Consider the following 15,955-nt stretch of genomic DNA (forward strand, 5'->3'; position numbering starts at 1 on the left):
CCGTTCAAGGAGTCCCAGGTGCCCATCGAGCCCGGCAGCCGGTCCGAACCACGGATCCGGCTGTGGTCGCTGCGTGAAGACGTTCTCGTCGAAGGCGACCCGCAAGACGATCGACTGGTCGTGGTGACCCGGTGGGGTGAGACCAAGATCGAGGACGCGGACGAGATGGTGTGGGAGTCGCTGCGGCGGATGAGCCTCGGACCGGTCTCGCTCGACAACGTGCTCGGACCGCAGGGCGGCTCCCCGGAGGCCGTCGCCCGGCTGCGCGACGTGCTGCACCGGCTCGCCGGGTCGGTGGTGCACTCGCTGGGCACCCGCAGCGGCGAGGGGCCGATGCTCTCGGCGGTGCCGGTGGCGCGCACCGCGCGGTTCGCCTTCGCCGAGGTCGACCCGACCCGGCCCGTGCGCCTGTCCCGGTTCGCCGCGATCCGGACGAACGACGGCGACCTCGTGCTGGAGTCGCCGTTGGCGGAGTACCGCGTGGTGCTGCACCGGAGGATCGCCTCCCGGGTGGTCGTCGGGCTGAACGCGGCCACGTCGGTGAGCGACTTGGCCGCCGCGCTCGACTTCGAGCACTCCCTGGTCGAGGACGTCGTGTCGTTCCTCGCCGCCACCGGGATCGTCCTGCTCGGCGAGTGGGCAGACGGGGCCGCGGCCCGGGTGCCCAAGTTCGTCGAGGACACCGACCCGACGCTGGTCAGCTGGTCGCACCACGACCTGCTCTTCCACTCGCGGACTCGACTGGGTCGATACGGCGGGCTGTCGGGGATGGTGTTCCCCCACGCGCAGGCCGTGCCCCCGCCCGCGCTGGTCAAGCGCCTGGAAGGGGGACGCAGGTTCCCGCTTTTCCAGCCCGACCTCGCCGCGCTCGACGCGGGCGACCCGTCGATCACCGAGGTCATCGAGAACACCCGGCTGTGCCAGGAGCTGTCCGACCGGCCCGTGACCGCCGAGCAGGTCGGCGAGCTGCTGTTCCGGGCCGCCAGGATCAGGTCGGTGTCGCGGGCCTCGGCGGGCGGGGCGGTGACCTTCGAGGTCTCCGACCGGCCCTATCTGAGCGTCAACGGGCTCTACGAGCTGGAGATCTACCTGCTGCTGCACAACTGCGACGGCCTGCCGCGCGCGATCTACCACTTCGACCCGCAGGCCCACGAGCTCACCATGGTCAACGACACCGACGGCGAACTCGACGAGGTGCTCGACTACGCCATGATCGGGAGTGGAACATCCCAGTGGCCGCCTGCGATGATCACGGTGACGGCGCGGGCGGCGCGGTCGTCCTGGATGTATGGCGGGATCGCGTACTCGCTGACCCTGACCCACGTCGGTGCGCTGCAGCAGACACTGTGTCTCGCGGCCACCGCGATGGGGCTGGCGGCGTGCGTGCCCGCGATCGATCCGGGTGATGTGGTCGACGCGGCGCTGCGGCTGGACTGGCCCGCGGAGATCGGGGTAGGGGAGTTCGTCTTCGGTCACCGCCGAGAGCCCCGGGGTGCCGACGATGTCCCCCTATAATCCGTCGGTAGCGCCGCCGCTACCGATGGTCAGATCGGACAGGTCCGGATGAGGCCTGCTCAGCGAGGGGGAGACATGCGCTCGGTCACCGACCGCGGCAAGTTATCCGGGCGGCCGGGCAGCGCTTGGGCGGCCGACCGACACGGTGTCGACTTTCTCGACGGCGCCGACGACTCGTCCAGGGTGCCGCTGTTGGCGCCGGTCCTGGCCAGGGTCACCGTCGCGACAGTGTTCTTCGGCATCTGCCTGTTCGCCTTCCTGGTGGCGGCCAACCAGCAGAGTCTGTGGCCATCGGTGCAGGCCGCGGTCTACCTGTTGATCTTGCTGACCCTGCAGGTCTTCTACTTCTCCAGGCCGGGCACCCCGCTGCGCGCGCCGCTGACCTACGCGGTCGTCGCCGTGCAGGCCTACCTGGTGTTCGTGCCGCAGGAGCAGTTCGGCGCGGCCTGGGTGTCGATGCCGACGCTGCTGGCGGGCACCGTGCTGCTGGTGCTGCCGCCCGCGCTCGCGGTGGCCATCGCCGCCACGATCCTGTTCCTCATCGGCCGCGCCGAGTTCCTGCTGAGCGGGAACCTGATCGACGCCATCTACACCACCGTCGGCAGCACCGGCGCCGCGCTGGAGGTCTTCGGGTTGACCAGGCTCGCGGGCCTGATCACCGACCTGCACGCGGCCCGTTCAGAGCTGGGACGGGCCGCGGTGGCCAAGGAACGCACCCGCTTCGCCCGGGACCTGCACGACCTGCTCGGCCTGAGCCTGGCCACGATCGGTCCCAAAGGGGCACTCGCGCGCAGGCTGGTCGACAGCGACCCGGACCGGGCGCGCGCGGAGTTGGCCGAGATCCTGACCGTCTCCCGGCACGCGCTCGCCGACGTGCGGCTGATCGCCAGCGGATACCGGGAGATGTCGCTGCACGAGGAGTCCCGCACGGTGGAGTCGCTGCTTGCGGCCTCCAACGTCGACGTGCGGATGGAGCTCAACCACGGCGAGCTGCCCGCGCACATCAGGTCCGTGCTCGTCGCGGTGCTGCGCGCGGGCGTGGCCAACGTGCTGGACCACACCAGCGTCGCACGCTGTGAGATCGCGATGCGGCAGTCCGGGCGCACCGTCACCCTCGACATCGTCGACGACGGCGTGTCGGGCCGCTGCGAGATCGCGCCGGGGGAGAGCGAGGGCTTCGACGTGCTGACCGACCGGGTCCGCGCGCTCGGTGGCGGCCTCGCCGTCGGGCCGGACCCGGACGGCCGGTTCGGGCTGCACCTGACGATCCCGGTGTCCGGGGACGACGCCGAGCAGAAAGCGGAGTCCGACGAGATCGAGCAGGTCCCGCGCCGGGCCACGCTGCTCGCCACCGGGCTCATGAACTCGGTGTTCGTCATCTTCTTCATCTCGGCGATGCTGCACTTGACCTTGCTCACCCGGGCGCCGGAGGTGCTCGCCGTCACCGCGGTGTGCCTCGGCTCGCTGGTGGCGCTGCAGTTGTTCTACGTCAGCAAGCCCGGCAGGAGGTTCACCGCTCCGCTCAAGTACGCGGTGATCGGCGCCCAGGCGATCCTTGTCTACCTGCCGTGGATGCTGTTCCCGCACGTGTGGATCAGCGTGCCCGGCATGCTCGCCGGGACCATGTTGTTCCTGCTGCGCCCGGTGTGGGGCTGGCTCGGGTTCTTCGCCGTCGTGGCGAGTGTGCCGATCGCCCAGTCGGGTTTCCACGGCGAGCTGATCGACATCGTCTACAACGTCGGCGCCACGGTGATCACCGGGTTCGTCACCTACGGCCTGACGTGGATGGCCAAGGCGGTGTCGGAACTGCGCGCCGCCCGCCACGAGCTGGCGCAGGCCGCCGTGGCCGAGGAACGGATGCGCTTCGCCCGCGACCTGCACGATCTGCTGGGCCTGAGCTTGTCGGCGATCACGCTGAAGACCGAGCTGGCGCAGCGGCTGATGAAGGTCGACCCGGCGCGCGCCCGCACCGAGCTGATGGAGATCGTCGGGATCTCCCGGCTGGCCTTGGCCGACGTGCGTTTAGTCGCCAGCGGCTACCGCGACCTGTCGCTCAACGAGGAGTCCCGGTCGGCGGAGTCGGTGCTCGCCGCCGCGGACGTCGACGTGCGGATGGACCTGCATTACGGTGAATTACCGGTGGAGGTCCGCACCGTGCTGGCGACGGTGCTGCGGGAGGGGGTCACCAACGTGTTGCGGCACAGCAAGGGCGCGCACTGCGAGATCAGTGTGCGACAGCACGACAACATGGTCGTCCTGGAGATCGTCAACGACGGCGTCGGCACCGCCGAGACCGGTCCCGGTGGCGGCAGCGGCATCCGCAACCTGTCCGACCGGGTCGCCGGGGTCGGCGGCAAGCTGACGGCCGGGCTGGACCCCGACGGCACCTTCCGGCTGCGCGCTCTCGTACCCGCTTAGCGTGCGTTCCTGGGGGGAGTACCAGGCGGACTCCGGTCCGCTTCTCGCGCCCACACTCGCCCGCGCGATCGTCGCCACGGTGTTCTTCGGGCTCTGCCTCGTGGCGTTCCTCCAGGTGGTGGCCACCGCCGCGCCGGGGCCGACGGTGTTCGCGGGCGGGGTGCTGCTGCTCCTGCTGGCGTTGCAGGTCGGCTACTTCTCCCGGCCGGGCGTGGAGCTGCGGTCGCCGCTGAGCCATGTGCTGCTGACGGCGCAGGCTGTGCTCGTATTCCTGCCGCAGCACGAGTTCGGCCAAGCGTGGGCGGCGCTGCCGAGCCTGCTCGCGGGCACTGCGCTGCTGGTGCTGCCGCCCGCGGCGGCCGCGGCGGCGTTCACCGTAGTCATCGTGGTGCTCGCGGCGAACCAGGAGATGCTCACCCACTCGGCGCTCGACGTCGCCTACATCGTGGTCGGCAGCGTCGGCGCGGCACTGCAGGTGTTCGGCCTGACCCGGCTGGCGGACCTGATCACCGACCTGCACACGGCCCGCTCCGAGCTCGGCCGGTTCGCGGTGGCCAGGGAGCGCGACCGGTTCGCCCGCGACCTGCACGACCTGCTCGGCCTGAGCCTGGCCGCGATCGGTCCCAAAGGGACAGCCGCGCGGAAGGCCATGGCCGACGACCCGGCCCGCGCGCGCCGCGAGCTGGGGGAGATCCTCACCGTGGCGCGCCACGCGCTCGCCGACGTGCGTCTGATCTCCAGCGGCTACCGCGACGTGTCCCTGCGCGAGGAGACCCGCACGGTGGAGTCCCTGCTGGCCGCGTCGAACGTCGACGTGCGGATGGAGCTCAACCACGGCGAACTGCCCGCCCGTCTGCGCTCGGTCCTGGCCGCGGTGCTGCGCGCGGGCGTCGCCAACGTGCTGCACCACACCAGCGTCGCCCGCTGCGACATCACCCTGCGCCAGGCGGGCCGCGTGGTCACCCTCGACATCGTCGACGACGGGGTCACCGGCCGCTGCCACCCGTCGATGGTCACCCCGGACGGCTTGGACGTGGTGACCGACCAGGTCACCGCGATGGGCGGGCGGCTCGTGGCCGGACCCGACCCCGACGGCCGCTTCGGCCTGCACCTGACCATGCCGGTGACCCAGGAACGCCCGCCCCGGGTCGACGAGCCGATCCCGCGCTACGCGACGCTGCTGGCCACGGGCCTGATGAACGCGGTGTTCCTCGGCTTCGCCTGCGCGGCGATGCTGCACCTGCTTTACCTGACGCGGGACCCGGGGGTGCTGGCGTTCAGCGGGGTGTGCCTGGCGGGGCTGGTGTCGGTGCAGCTGTTCTGCGTCAGCAAACCGGGGGCGCGGCCGGTGCCGTACCGGGTGGTCGCGACGCAGGCGGTGCTGGTGTACCTGCCGTTGGCGGTGTTTCCCCACGCGTGGGCCAGTGTGCCGGGGCTGCTCGCGGGGACTGTCCTGCTGCTTCTGCGGTCTTGGGTCGCCGTTCCGGTGCTGGTGCTGATGGCGGCGGGGATCGCTTGGGCGCAGGGGGCGTCGGCGCTGCTCGCGGCGGTGATCACGACACTGGTGACCTATGGGCTGACGTGGATGGCGCGGACCGTGTCGGAACTGCGCGCCGCCCGTCTGGAGCTGGCCGCGGTCGCGGTGGCGCAGGAACGGCTGCGGTTCGGGCGTGACCTGCATGATCTGTTGGGCTTGAGCTTGTCGGCGATCACCTTGAAGGCGGAACTTGCTTTCCGCGCGATGCGCGCGGACCCCTCGCGGTCACTGGCTGAGGTGGCCGAGATCGAGGAGATCGCCCGACTCGCGTTGGCTGACGTGCGGCTGGTGGCCGGGGGCTACCGGGACTTGTCGCTGAGCGAGGAGTCGCGCGCGGCGGAGGCGGTGCTGGCGGCGGCGGATGTGGATGTGCGGATGGACTTGCGCTATGGCGAGTTACCCGCGTCGGTGTTGACGGTCCTGGCGACGGTGTTGCGGGAGGGGGTCACGAACGTCCTGCGCCACAGCCGAGGGGCGCGCTGTGAGATCACGGTGCGGCGGGTGGGGGAGGTGGTGGAACTGGAGATCGTGAACGATGGGGCGGTGGCGGACGGGGTGGCGCCGGGGGGCGGGAACGGGCTGCGCAATCTGTCCGACCGTGTGCGGGCGGTTGGCGGGGAGTTGGCTGCTCGTGCTGAGGGGGATGGGGTATTTCGGCTCAGGGTGCGGGTGCCCGCCCAAGATTCCTGATGATCGCGTTCATCGAGTCAGAGCCAGCCTGATTCGGTGGCGATGCGGATCGCGTCGACGCGGTTTCGGGCGTTGAGTTTCGTGACGATCGTCGTCAGGTAATTGCGGACCGTTCCCGCCGACAGATACAGGCGGGCGGCGATGTCCACCGCGTTCGCGCCCCCGGCCGCCATCTGGAGGACCTCGATCTCCCGGCTCGTCAGCGGGCAGTCAGCCCCATCCCAAGCCGCTAACGCCAGGTCGCCGTCGACCACTCGTCTGCCTGCGGCGACGCCGCGGATCGCGTTGGCCAGCTTGTCGGCGGGGGCGTCCTTGAGGATGAAGCCGCCGACCTTCGCCGCCAACGCGCGGCGTAATGTGCCTGGTCTGCCGAGGCTGGTCAGGATGAGGGTGCGGCATTCGGGCAGGTGTTCGTGCAGTTCCGTGGCCGCCGTCAGGCCGTCCTTGCCCGGCAGGTCGATGTCGATCACCGCGACGTCGGCCTGGCACTTGCGGGCGGCGGGCAGGATGTCGTCGCCCGAGGCGACCTCGGCGACGACGTCCACGTCGAGTTCCAGGTTCAGCAGGGCCACCAGGGCGCCGCGGACCATGTGCATGTCTTCTGCGATCAATACTCTGATCACTTCACGCACCCTTCGCCCGCCCGACCCATGTTGTTTGTACCACCTTCCCGGTGTCTGATTTACGGCCGTCTGGACGCCGGTAGTTATGAACTGATACCTGCTAATGGGGGTAGGCATGTGACGTTATAGGGCGTGGCCTGGGGATTTGGCGAGTTCGGCCACCCGGCGGGCCGCGGTGAGGCTCGCCCAGGAAGTCAGGTCGACCAATTGGGCGTCGGTGAGTCCCGCTTCGTCCACGACGGACGCTTCGACCTGGTAGGCCGCGATGGCAGTGAGCAGGGCGAGCACGCCCGCCGCCCGGTCTTCCTCGGGCAGCACCGACACCGCGTCGCGCACCCAGACGCGGCTGATGCCCTTGGGTTTGCCGTCCCACGCGGCGAGTTCGGCGGCGACCAAGTCGCGCACCAGGGGTGGCACCGAGCGCCTGCCCGCCGCGTCGATGACCGCGTACGCGCGGGCGAAGGCTTCGGCGATCGTGGGGTTGCCCTCGGCCCACCACAGCTCCGGGCCGACCGGCGCGCGCGGCAGCAGGTCGAGGGACCGGCCGGGCTCGTGGTCGGCGCTCGCCGAGGACTTCATGACGCGGCCGAGGAACCGACCGGCCCGGCTGCGTGCGCTCTCCGGCACGTTCGGGGGCAGCGGCGAGCTGGGGAGGAACACGTTGACCACCCGGTTGAGGTAGTGGAACGTGATCGCCACGCCCATCACCTCCGCGGTCGGCGACGGCACCCGGCCGCCCGCGCCGCTGTCGCGCGACCACTCGGCCAGCGCGCGCAGCTCGGCGTTCTCGATGTCGTTGAGCCGCGACACCGCCAGCGCGGCGGCCTCCGGGCCATCGGTCAGCCCGCCGAGGGTGGCGCTGTGCACCTCGACGCAGTACGGGCACTCGTTGCCCACCGACACCCCGGCCGCGACGATCTCCCTGGTCGCCCGGTCGATCGCGGCCCTGGCCAGCAGCGACTCCCGCAGCATCGCCCACACCGCGGCCATCACGTCGGGGGAGGGGGAGTGCAGTGCGATGGGCGGGGCGAGCATCCCGAACTCGCGCTCGACCCGCCGGTACACCTGGGCGACCAGCTCGCGGGCACGCCGCGGCCGCACCGGCATCACGTATTGAACTTGGTTCAACGCCGAGCGCAGCGCGGTACGGATGAGCAGGCCGCTCATGGGCGCGTTCCTTCCCGAGCAGGGGTTTCCAGGTCAAACCTACGGGTCCAGAGCCGCGTGGTGATCTTGCATCGTGCTCTGTTTCCAACGTCCACTAAGGACTAGAAGCCTGCCGCGACAGTCGCCTGGGTGGCGGCGGCGAGCAAGGCGAGCGCCAACAGGCCCGCCGCGGGGAACACCGCGAACCGCACGACGCGGCCGGGGGAGCCGACCAGGGGCAGCCAGGCCAGCCCGGCCACCGCGAGGATCACTCCACTGTGGAGCAACTGGGTGCCGCCGCCCGACCAGGCGCGGACCAGCTCGACGCAGGCCACGGAACCGGCGGTGACCAGCACGAACGGCGCTATCCGGACCACATGCGGGTCCAGCGGCCGCGACACCGGGGCGATCGCGTGGAACGCCGGGAACACCCCGGCGACGAAGGCGAGGAACGCGACCTGGTTGGGCACGTCGAGCTTGCCCGCGAGAATCAGCTCCATCACCACGGCCACCGCCGCGCCGGAGCACACGAACGCCGCTGTGCGCCTGCTCGGCGCGCCGAGGAAGCCGCGCAGCAGCGCGAAGCCCGCCACCGCCGGAACCGCGTAGAGCAACGCGATCTTCAGCGTGAGCGGGCCGATGGAGATCGGGACCGAGATCGTGTGCTCGTGCTGGGCTTGGGCCGGAGTCGCGGTCATGACCAGCAGGAACACCGTGGCGGCGAGAATGGTGAGCCGCCGCGGGAGACGGCTCACCATCACGCTCACCCGACCGGCACTGGCTTGGCGCACGTGCAGGTCATCTCGGCGCGCTCCTCCGGTCGAGGGCGCATGTGCAGGACCATCGCCACGACCATGGGGACGAAGACGACGAAGCTGTAGAACAGGTGCAGCTCCACGCGCGGGGCGATCAGCTGCACGATGCTCGTCGGCTTGGCCTCGCCGAGCAGGTTGCTGCCCACGATCGCCTGCAGGAACAGCAGCAGGTGCTCGAAGTGGTGCCACACCTGGATCCACATCGACGCCAGCCACCACTTGCGGGCGCGGCCGGTGAAGCCGTGGCGCAGCAGGACCAGGCCGGTCAGCATCACCAGCGCGTAGCCGTAGTGCATGACCTCGGAGCTCACCAGCCACGGGAACCAAAGCCCGAGCACGCCGCCCGCCTTGGGCCGCGGCCAGCCGAGGCCGAAGATCTGGACGGCCTGGACGATGTGCTCGGCCCAGTGGGCCACAACGATGAACAGGAAACCCATCAGGGCGGCCTTGTGGTACTTCCCATTGAGCGCGGCGATCAGGCCACCCTGCTTGCCCACGCTCACTTGCGTCGTCATCACGCCCACCTCTCGTCGCGATGTGCGGGCCGCCCGGCACGGCGACCCGACGGGTGATCTTGGCCTCACGCGGCGCGATCTTGCAAGGACTCCGACCGCCGATAGGCCAACAGGGCCAGTTCGCGCACCTGTTCGGCGTCCGGTCCGCCCTCGGCCGCTATGTGTTCGAGCAACCGTGCCTTGCGTGCGTACCAGGCGGCCACTTCGTGCTTGCTCGCTTTCGGGCCTGGCATGTCCAGCATCAACTTCGTCATCTCTTCGAGCACACCCATGTCACCACCGTCGTCTCAGCCATCCCCGGCCGCCGTGGGTGCGGCCGGGTCAGCCAAGGACGACGTGCCGCTCACGCGGCCACCTCCCAAGGTCGGTGGCTCCACTCGCGAAAGCACTGCGACATTGGTTCGGTCGCAGGCTCCCTCACGCGCTCAGCGGTACGGTCCCCGGCCGCAGCAACGGCTTGGTCGTCGCCGGGTCCGGCAGCGACCCCTCGTAGCTGACCTTGACCCCGCGCGCCTGCGCGGCGGCGACGATGCCGGGCATCGCCCGCTCGGCCAGCGCGGAGATGGTGAGCGCGGGGTTGACCGTGAGGGCGGCGGGCACCGCCGAGCCGTCGGTGACGAAGATGCCCGGGTGGCCGCGCAGCTCGTGGCGGTCGTCGAGCGCCGAGGTCGCCGGGTCGTCGCCGATGCGGCACGACGACAGCGGGTGCACGGTGTAGGCGCCGACGAGGTCGTTGGTCCACGGCAGCACCGTGGCGATGCCGTCGCGCTCCAGGATGTCGCGCACGTCGGCGTCGGCGGCCGCCCACGCGCCGAGCGTGTTGGGCGTCGGGTCGTAGGCCAGCGGGCCGCGGCCGAGCATCTGCTGGGAGATGCGGTAGGCGTTGCCGGTGGGCGGCGGCGGGCCGAACACGCCCTCGTTGTCGTCCTCGACGATCTGGAAGATCGTCAGCCACGACTGCCAGCGGCGCAGCATCTCCTTCTTCGCCGGACCCAGCCAGGTCGGCCCGTCCTCACCCGGCGCCTGGGCCAGGATCGTGCCCAGGCCGGGCGGGAAGTACAGCTGTTCCAGGGAGTAGCGCCGGTACTCCGGCAGCGAGCCGTCGAGGCGGTCCCAGCTGGCGATCACCGGGCCCTTGCCGATCTGGTTGGCCTCGTAGGCCTTGCCGTCGCCGCGCTCCAGGCCGAGCACCTCGCGGGCGCGGTCCTCGTTGATGATCGCGGTGTTGAGCCGCTCGCCGTTGCCGGAGAAGTAGCGGCCGACCGCGTGCGGCATCGGGCCGAGCTCGGCCTCCGACCGCTGCAGGATCACCGGGGTCGCGCCCGCGCCCGCCGCCAGAATGACGATCTTGGCCTCGATGACGCCGCCACCGGTGGTGATCCGGTAGTCCTCTTCGTCGACGTGCAGGTAGTGCACCCGGTAGGAACCGTCGTCGAGCCGCTCCAGCCGCTGGACCTCGTGCAGCGGGCGGATCTCCGCGCCCGCTGCCACCGCGCCCGGCAGGTAGTTGAACAGCAGCGACTTCTTGGCGTCGAACTTGCAGCCCGCCATCATCCAGTTGCAGTTGGTGCACTTGCCGTTGTCGATGCCGACCGGCACCGGGTTGGCGGTGCGGCCCGCGTGGTTGCACGCCGCCGCCCACAGCCCACCCGCGTAGCTGATGTCGTCCCAGGTCTGCTGCTTGACCGGAATCGCCGAGGACACCCGGTCGTACCAAGGGTCGAGAGTGTCGCGGTCGATCGAGGCGGGCCACATGCGGCGGCCGATGCTGCCCTGGCGCTCGAAGACGAACCGCGGCGCGCGGGGGAGCGCGGCGAAGTAGACGACGCTGCCGCCGCCGACGCAGTTGCCGCTCAGGATGCTCATGCCGTCGCCCGCGACGAAGTCGAACGCGCGGGTGTAGCTCTTGCCGAGCAGGTAGTCGTGGTCGAAGTCCTCGGCCTGCAGCCACGGGCCGCGTTCGAGGATGGTGACCTTCGCTCCGCCGGTGGCGAGGTGGTAGGCGGCGATCGCGCCGCCGAACCCGCTGCCGACGATCAGGACGTCGGTGTTCTCGGTGCTCACGCCGGGCTCCCAGTGGCAGTCGTGTCGGGGTGCGGCTTGGCGAACTGCCTGCCGTAGGAGTAGTCCTTGAACCGCCAGAGGCCGTCCTTCTCCGGCAGCTCGAACCCGATGGTGAGCAGCCCGGGGTGGCCTTGGGCGATCGCGTCGTGCGTGCTGATGTGCGCGGCGCTGTCGAAGGCCATGTTGCAGAACAGGGCCAGCAGGACCCAGCCGGACTTCTCCGGGTGGCCGGGCGTGGTCAGGATCCTGATGAGCGCGGCCCGGTCGTCGAACTCCAGCGCCACGAACGGCGGCACCGTGTCGTCGAGGGTGATCCCCTTGTCGGCGGCGTAGGCGGTCGCGTGGCCGTTGAGCATCCCGACCAGCGACTCCAGCCCGGCGGTGATGCCGGTCGCGGGGTGGTGCAGCATCTCGAGGGCGCCGGACTGCACGGCACCGCCACCGGTCGAGACACCGGCGATGGCGCGGTCGTCGGGGGTGCGCTTCTCGCCAGGCACGATGGTGTCCGCGAACGCTTCCAGCGTGATCGTCTTGACCTGTTCGTCTGAGGTGCCCGAGTGCACGGCGGTGTCCTCCCTCGGCTGCGGTAGATGCTTATCGTCTTGCTGATCGACGGTCGGGCGCATCTCCCGCCATGCCCATCTTTCCTTGCGGTATAAGGAAAATCCGCATTCGGGAAGGTGTCCTCCACCGGTTTTCGCGCCATATTCGGGTTTCGGAGGGAGACTTGTTGTGCGGATGCGCGAACTCTGTGCCGAGGTGGGGCTGTCGGTAGCGACGGTGAAGTTCTACCTGCGCGAAGGGCTGCTGCCGCCGGGGGAGCGTCGGGGGCCGAATCAGGCCGACTACGACGAGAGCCATGTGCGCAGGCTGCGGCTGATCCGGTCGCTGGCCGACATCGGCGGCCTGTCGATCGCGGCGATCCGGGACGTGCTCACCGACTCCGCCCAGGACCTGCTTCGGGCGGGGCGCGGCAAGCTGGACGTCACCGACGAGGAGCGCGCTTGGGCCATGGCGCGGATCTCCGCGATGGCCGAGTCCCGCGGCTGGGACCTGAGTGGCGCCGATACCGCGGTGTCCGCGCTGGTCGGCGTGCTGTGCGCGTTCCGGCGGCTGGGACACAGCGAGCTGCTCGACCACGTCGACAGCTACGCCGAACTGGCCGAGTCGATCGCCCGCCTGGACCGCGCCGCCAAGGCGGAGACCTCCCCGGCGGGCACGGTCCTGGGCGACATCCTCTTGGTGTCGCTGCGCAGACTGGCCCGACGGCGCGGCTGAGGGCCGCGCCTGCCTCAGCCGCTGAACGCGACGCCGACCGCCCTGCTGAACAGTGGGGCGACGACGTGGGCCCGGCCGGTGGCGAGGTCGACGCGGGCGAGCACGGACACGCCCAGCGATCCGTCGAGCTGGACCGCCGCGATGGCCCGGTAGTCCCTCGGGTCGAACGCTCCGGCCGGGGCGGCGCCCTTGATGTCGAAGCCGTTGACCGCGCGGATCCGCAGCCCGAGCCTGCCCACGGTGAACAACTGCCCTGTGTTGGGGGAGACGACGGGGGTGACGCCGGGCGCGGTGCCCTGGGTGACCAGCGTGTCGCGCGCGGCGTCGAGGTCGTAGAGCAGCGTGCTCGTCGCGCCCGCGACGCTGTTGGTGTAGCCCGCCGCGGCGACCGCCGGAGTCGTGCCCGCGGCCTTGTCGGTCGGGGCGTAGGCCAACGCGGTGTCGGTGGCGGCCACCGCGCCGGTGTCCGGCACGAGCCGCAGGTTCTGGCCCGCGGAGGTCACGACGCGGAGCCGGTCGACCGTCGGGTTGAAGTCGATGCCGATCGCTTCGCCGCTGAGCGCGATCGGGGTGCCGACCGTGGTGGCCTGACCCGAGCGCGGGTCGACGGTGTAGAGCTGTCCGCCTGCTGACAGCGCGTACAGCACACCCGTCGCGGGCCGGATGTCGATGCCGATCAGCCGGTCGCCCTTGGCCACGCCCGTGATCCGCGCCGAGCCCCTGACCAGCAGCGGGATTCCCGCGTCATGCCTGGTCAGGACCCCATTCGTGCTCAATACGAGCAGGTCGCCGCCGGAGCGGTGGTGCGTCGGGGTGGCCGCGGCCTGGCCGGAGCCCAGCATCGCGGCCACGAGTGCGGCCCCGGCCACGATGACGGTTGGCGCTTTGCGCATGACTGATCCCTCTCTCGACTCCCGGTAACCCTGCGCAGTGCATTCGGCGCGGATGGCCAGAAGGTTCGGTCGGGAACACGATGGAGGGGCGCCCGCCGAAAGCGGACACCCCTCCATCGTGCTTGTTCAGCGTGAATGCACCGTCATCGGCAGGCCGCCCTTGACCCGCAGCGACAGCATCGGCTCCGGCACCACCTCATACCCCGGCACCAGCTTCATCGTCATCTCCCGGGAGATCATCGAGACCACGAACGCGGCCTCCATGAGCCCCAGGTGACTGCCGACGCAGAAGCGCGGGCCCGCCCCGAAGGGCAGGTACGCGTACCGCGGCCGGGTGTTGGGCAGGTCCGGGTCGAACCGGGACGGGTCGAACTTCTCCGGGTTGTCCCAGAACGCCGGGTGGCGGTGCATGGTGAACGGGCACACCATCACGTCCGAGCCCGCCGGGACGTGGTAGCCGCCGACCTCGTCGTCGGCCACCGCGCGCCTGGTCAGGATCCACACCGGGGGGAACAGGCGCATCGCCTCTTCGAGGACCATGTTGGTGTAGGTGAGCTTCTTCAGGTCCTCCAGCACGGGGGTGCGGTCGCCGAGCACGGCCACCGCCTCCTCGTGCAGCCGCTGCGCCACCTCGGGGTGTTTGTCCACAAGGTACAGAGCCCAGCCGACCGTGCTGGCCGTCGTCTCGTGGCCCGCCAACAGCAGCGTGATCAGCTCGTCGCGCATGCGCTGGCCGGCCACGCGGGGGTCCGCCTCCTGGCTGGTCGACAGGATCAGCCGGGAGATCACGTCGTCGGCGGGGTCGCGCGGGTTGCCGATTCGCTCGGCGACCAGCGCTTCGACGATCCGCGTCAGGTCGGCGCTGGCCGCGCGGAACTCCCGCTGCCTGCGCAGCGGCAGCCACGTCGGCACCATGCCCATGGTCTCCATCTCGAACATGGCCTGGTCCTGCACGGCCTCGAACGAGTGGCCGATCGACTCGAACGCGTCGAGGTCGGCGTCGAGCAAGGTGCGGCCGAGCACGCCGAGGGTGAAGCCGGTCAGCTCGTGCAGCACGTCCACCGGCCCACCCGACTCGCGGGTGCGCAGGCGGGCCACGAGCTTGGCGGCCTCCTCGACGATCGTGTCGGCCTGGCCGCTGATCCGCCTGGCCTGGAACACCGGCTGGATCGTGCGCCGCTGCTCCTTCCACAGGGCACCGTCGCTGGTCAGCAGGCCGTCCCCGAGGGCGCGGCGAGCTTCGACGTAGCCGATTCCCTTGTGGTAGTTGGCACTGTTGTCGGCCAGGATGTGCTTGGCGTGGTCGGGGTGGTTGAAGAAGTAGAGCGTCTTCGGGCCGATGCCCACCCGCACCGCGTCCCCGTAGGTCTCCGCCGCGGTGGACATCAGCGTGAGGCGGTCGCTCTTGAGCTTCTTGAGCAGGCTGAACGTCTGGCTGCGTGGGGGACCGGGCGGGACCCGGCGCGGGTGGGTCATCGTCAGGCCGCCTTCGTTTCCTTGGTGGGGGCGGGCGCGGTCACCAGGGTGACCGGGGGCGCCGCCGCCTTCGACTTCTCCACGAAGTGGACCGTCCAGTGGTAGCAGCCGCGGATCAGGCAGACCAGCGCGGTGGCGAGGAAGATGTTGTACGCCACGTGCGCGGTGATCAGCACGCCGTAGGCCAGCGCCACGCCGCCGCCGAAGGCGAACTGCGCCCACGGCTTCGACGGGGACGTGCCCGGGTCGGTGATCATGTAGTTGGTGAAGAGGATGAACGCGACGCCGGTCATCATGCCCAGCGCGGCCGGGATCGACGTGTCGAACAGCCACCCGCGGATGATCGACTGGGCGGCGAACACGCCGACCCAGCCCGCGATCAGCCACATCCGGCCGGTCAGTTTGCCGTTGATCATCGTGCCGCCGATGATGATCAGGCCCGGGATCAGCCAGTCCACCCAGCCCGAGGTGTGCTCGGTGAAGTGGTACGGCGGCGCGATCGAGCCCCACGGGAACAGCAGCAGGATCATCGCGATGCCGAAGTTCGACGGGTTCATGAAGTGCCGCATGCGGCCCTTCACCGGTGCCCGCAGGATCCACTTCGCGCCGACGGCCAGGGTGACACCGAAGATGAGCACCCAGATCCGGTCGTTGACGTAGATCAGCATGTTCATCGCGAGGCTGGTGATGTGCGCGGGGAACAGGAAGATCATCAGGCCCTTGAACCCGCCACCCAGGTAGCGCGGGGCGCGGCCCTCGACGCGGGCGCCGATCTTCTCCAGGCCGAGCTCGACGGTGTAGCCGGTGGCCAGGGCCACGAAGGGCCACAGCCACGGCTGCTCGAAGCCGAGCAGCAGGTAGCCGATGATGTTGAACACCGTGATCGACATGGCGAAGTTGCGCAGCGCCATGACGACCTTGGGGTCGTGCCGGGGCGGTCCACCCGCGGGTTTGGTCTCGGCGGTAGTGCCGGTCGCTGACATGA

The 15,955-nt window shown here is 70.3% G+C and carries 14 protein-coding genes; 4 read left to right on the plus strand and 10 right to left on the minus strand.

The window, feature by feature from the left end:
• Positions 1 to 18 precede the first annotated feature (18 nt).
• From ACSHT8_RS02975 to ACSHT8_RS02985, 3 genes are all read left to right on the plus strand, one after another.
• Positions 19 to 1,515, plus strand: a complete 1,497-nt coding sequence (locus ACSHT8_RS02975; protein ID WP_436497426.1) for a SagB family peptide dehydrogenase — start codon at positions 19 to 21, stop codon at positions 1,513 to 1,515.
• Between the two features lie 75 nt (positions 1,516 to 1,590).
• Positions 1,591 to 3,933: a sensor histidine kinase gene (locus ACSHT8_RS02980; RefSeq protein ID WP_436497427.1), complete on the plus strand. Its 2,343-nt coding sequence runs from the start codon at positions 1,591 to 1,593 to the stop codon at positions 3,931 to 3,933.
• A 1-nt stretch (position 3,934) separates the two neighbouring features.
• Positions 3,935 to 6,160, plus strand: a complete 2,226-nt coding sequence (locus tag ACSHT8_RS02985; protein WP_436497428.1) for a sensor histidine kinase — start codon at positions 3,935 to 3,937, stop codon at positions 6,158 to 6,160.
• A gap of 17 nt (positions 6,161 to 6,177) precedes the next feature.
• Here the strand turns inward: ACSHT8_RS02985 and ACSHT8_RS02990 are convergent, their stop codons facing one another.
• The 7 genes from ACSHT8_RS02990 to ACSHT8_RS03020 all read right to left on the minus strand — a co-directional run bounded on the left by ACSHT8_RS02990 (position 6,178) and on the right by ACSHT8_RS03020 (position 11,886).
• On the minus strand, positions 6,178 to 6,783 hold the full coding sequence (locus ACSHT8_RS02990) for a response regulator transcription factor (protein ID WP_436497429.1): 606 nt from the start codon (positions 6,781 to 6,783) through the stop codon (positions 6,178 to 6,180).
• A 123-nt stretch (positions 6,784 to 6,906) separates the two neighbouring features.
• Positions 6,907 to 7,950 carry a carboxymuconolactone decarboxylase family protein gene (locus ACSHT8_RS02995; RefSeq protein WP_436497431.1) on the minus strand — a complete coding sequence of 348 codons (1,044 nt, stop codon included), beginning with the start codon at positions 7,948 to 7,950 and terminating at the stop codon, positions 6,907 to 6,909.
• 101 nt (positions 7,951 to 8,051) lie between these two features.
• The gene (locus tag ACSHT8_RS03000) at positions 8,052 to 8,687 is read right to left on the minus strand and encodes a DUF6239 family natural product biosynthesis protein (RefSeq protein ID WP_436497433.1); all 636 of its coding nucleotides are present in this window, start codon (positions 8,685 to 8,687) and stop codon (positions 8,052 to 8,054) included.
• 5 nt (positions 8,688 to 8,692) lie between these two features.
• Positions 8,693 to 9,259, minus strand: coding sequence for a hypothetical protein (locus tag ACSHT8_RS03005; protein WP_436497435.1), 567 nt, complete (start codon positions 9,257 to 9,259; stop codon positions 8,693 to 8,695).
• A gap of 65 nt (positions 9,260 to 9,324) precedes the next feature.
• Positions 9,325 to 9,531 (minus strand): hypothetical protein, encoded by a 207-nt coding sequence (locus ACSHT8_RS03010; protein WP_436497436.1) that lies wholly within the window; start codon positions 9,529 to 9,531, stop codon positions 9,325 to 9,327.
• 145 nt (positions 9,532 to 9,676) lie between these two features.
• A complete protein-coding gene (locus tag ACSHT8_RS03015) occupies positions 9,677 to 11,323 on the minus strand; it encodes a GMC family oxidoreductase N-terminal domain-containing protein (protein WP_436497438.1) in 1,647 nt (548 codons plus the stop codon).
• On the minus strand, positions 11,320 to 11,886 hold the full coding sequence (locus ACSHT8_RS03020; protein WP_436497440.1) for a DUF5987 family protein: 567 nt from the start codon (positions 11,884 to 11,886) through the stop codon (positions 11,320 to 11,322). The genes ACSHT8_RS03015 and ACSHT8_RS03020 overlap by 4 nt, the downstream gene beginning before the upstream one ends.
• A gap of 175 nt (positions 11,887 to 12,061) precedes the next feature.
• Between ACSHT8_RS03020 and ACSHT8_RS03025 the strand changes: the two genes are divergently transcribed.
• Positions 12,062 to 12,601 carry a MerR family transcriptional regulator gene (locus ACSHT8_RS03025; protein WP_436497442.1) on the plus strand — a complete coding sequence of 180 codons (540 nt, stop codon included), beginning with the start codon at positions 12,062 to 12,064 and terminating at the stop codon, positions 12,599 to 12,601.
• Positions 12,602 to 12,615: 14 nt separating this feature from the next.
• On the opposite strand, the gene ACSHT8_RS03030 is transcribed toward ACSHT8_RS03025, so the two are convergent.
• From ACSHT8_RS03030 to ACSHT8_RS03040, 3 genes are all read right to left on the minus strand, one after another.
• Entirely contained in the window at positions 12,616 to 13,494 is an 879-nt protein-coding gene (locus ACSHT8_RS03030; RefSeq protein WP_436497443.1) for a DUF4394 domain-containing protein, read from the minus strand.
• A 126-nt stretch (positions 13,495 to 13,620) separates the two neighbouring features.
• The gene (locus ACSHT8_RS03035) at positions 13,621 to 14,970 is read right to left on the minus strand and encodes a cytochrome P450 (RefSeq protein ID WP_436497445.1); all 1,350 of its coding nucleotides are present in this window, start codon (positions 14,968 to 14,970) and stop codon (positions 13,621 to 13,623) included.
• A gap of 2 nt (positions 14,971 to 14,972) precedes the next feature.
• On the minus strand, positions 14,973 to 15,953 hold the full coding sequence (locus ACSHT8_RS03040) for an enediyne biosynthesis protein (protein WP_436501974.1): 981 nt from the start codon (positions 15,951 to 15,953) through the stop codon (positions 14,973 to 14,975).
• Positions 15,954 to 15,955: the final 2 nt, after the last annotated feature.

The organism is Actinokineospora sp. HUAS TT18, from assembly GCF_051364635.1.
GTDB lineage: Bacteria > Actinomycetota > Actinomycetes > Mycobacteriales > Pseudonocardiaceae > Actinokineospora.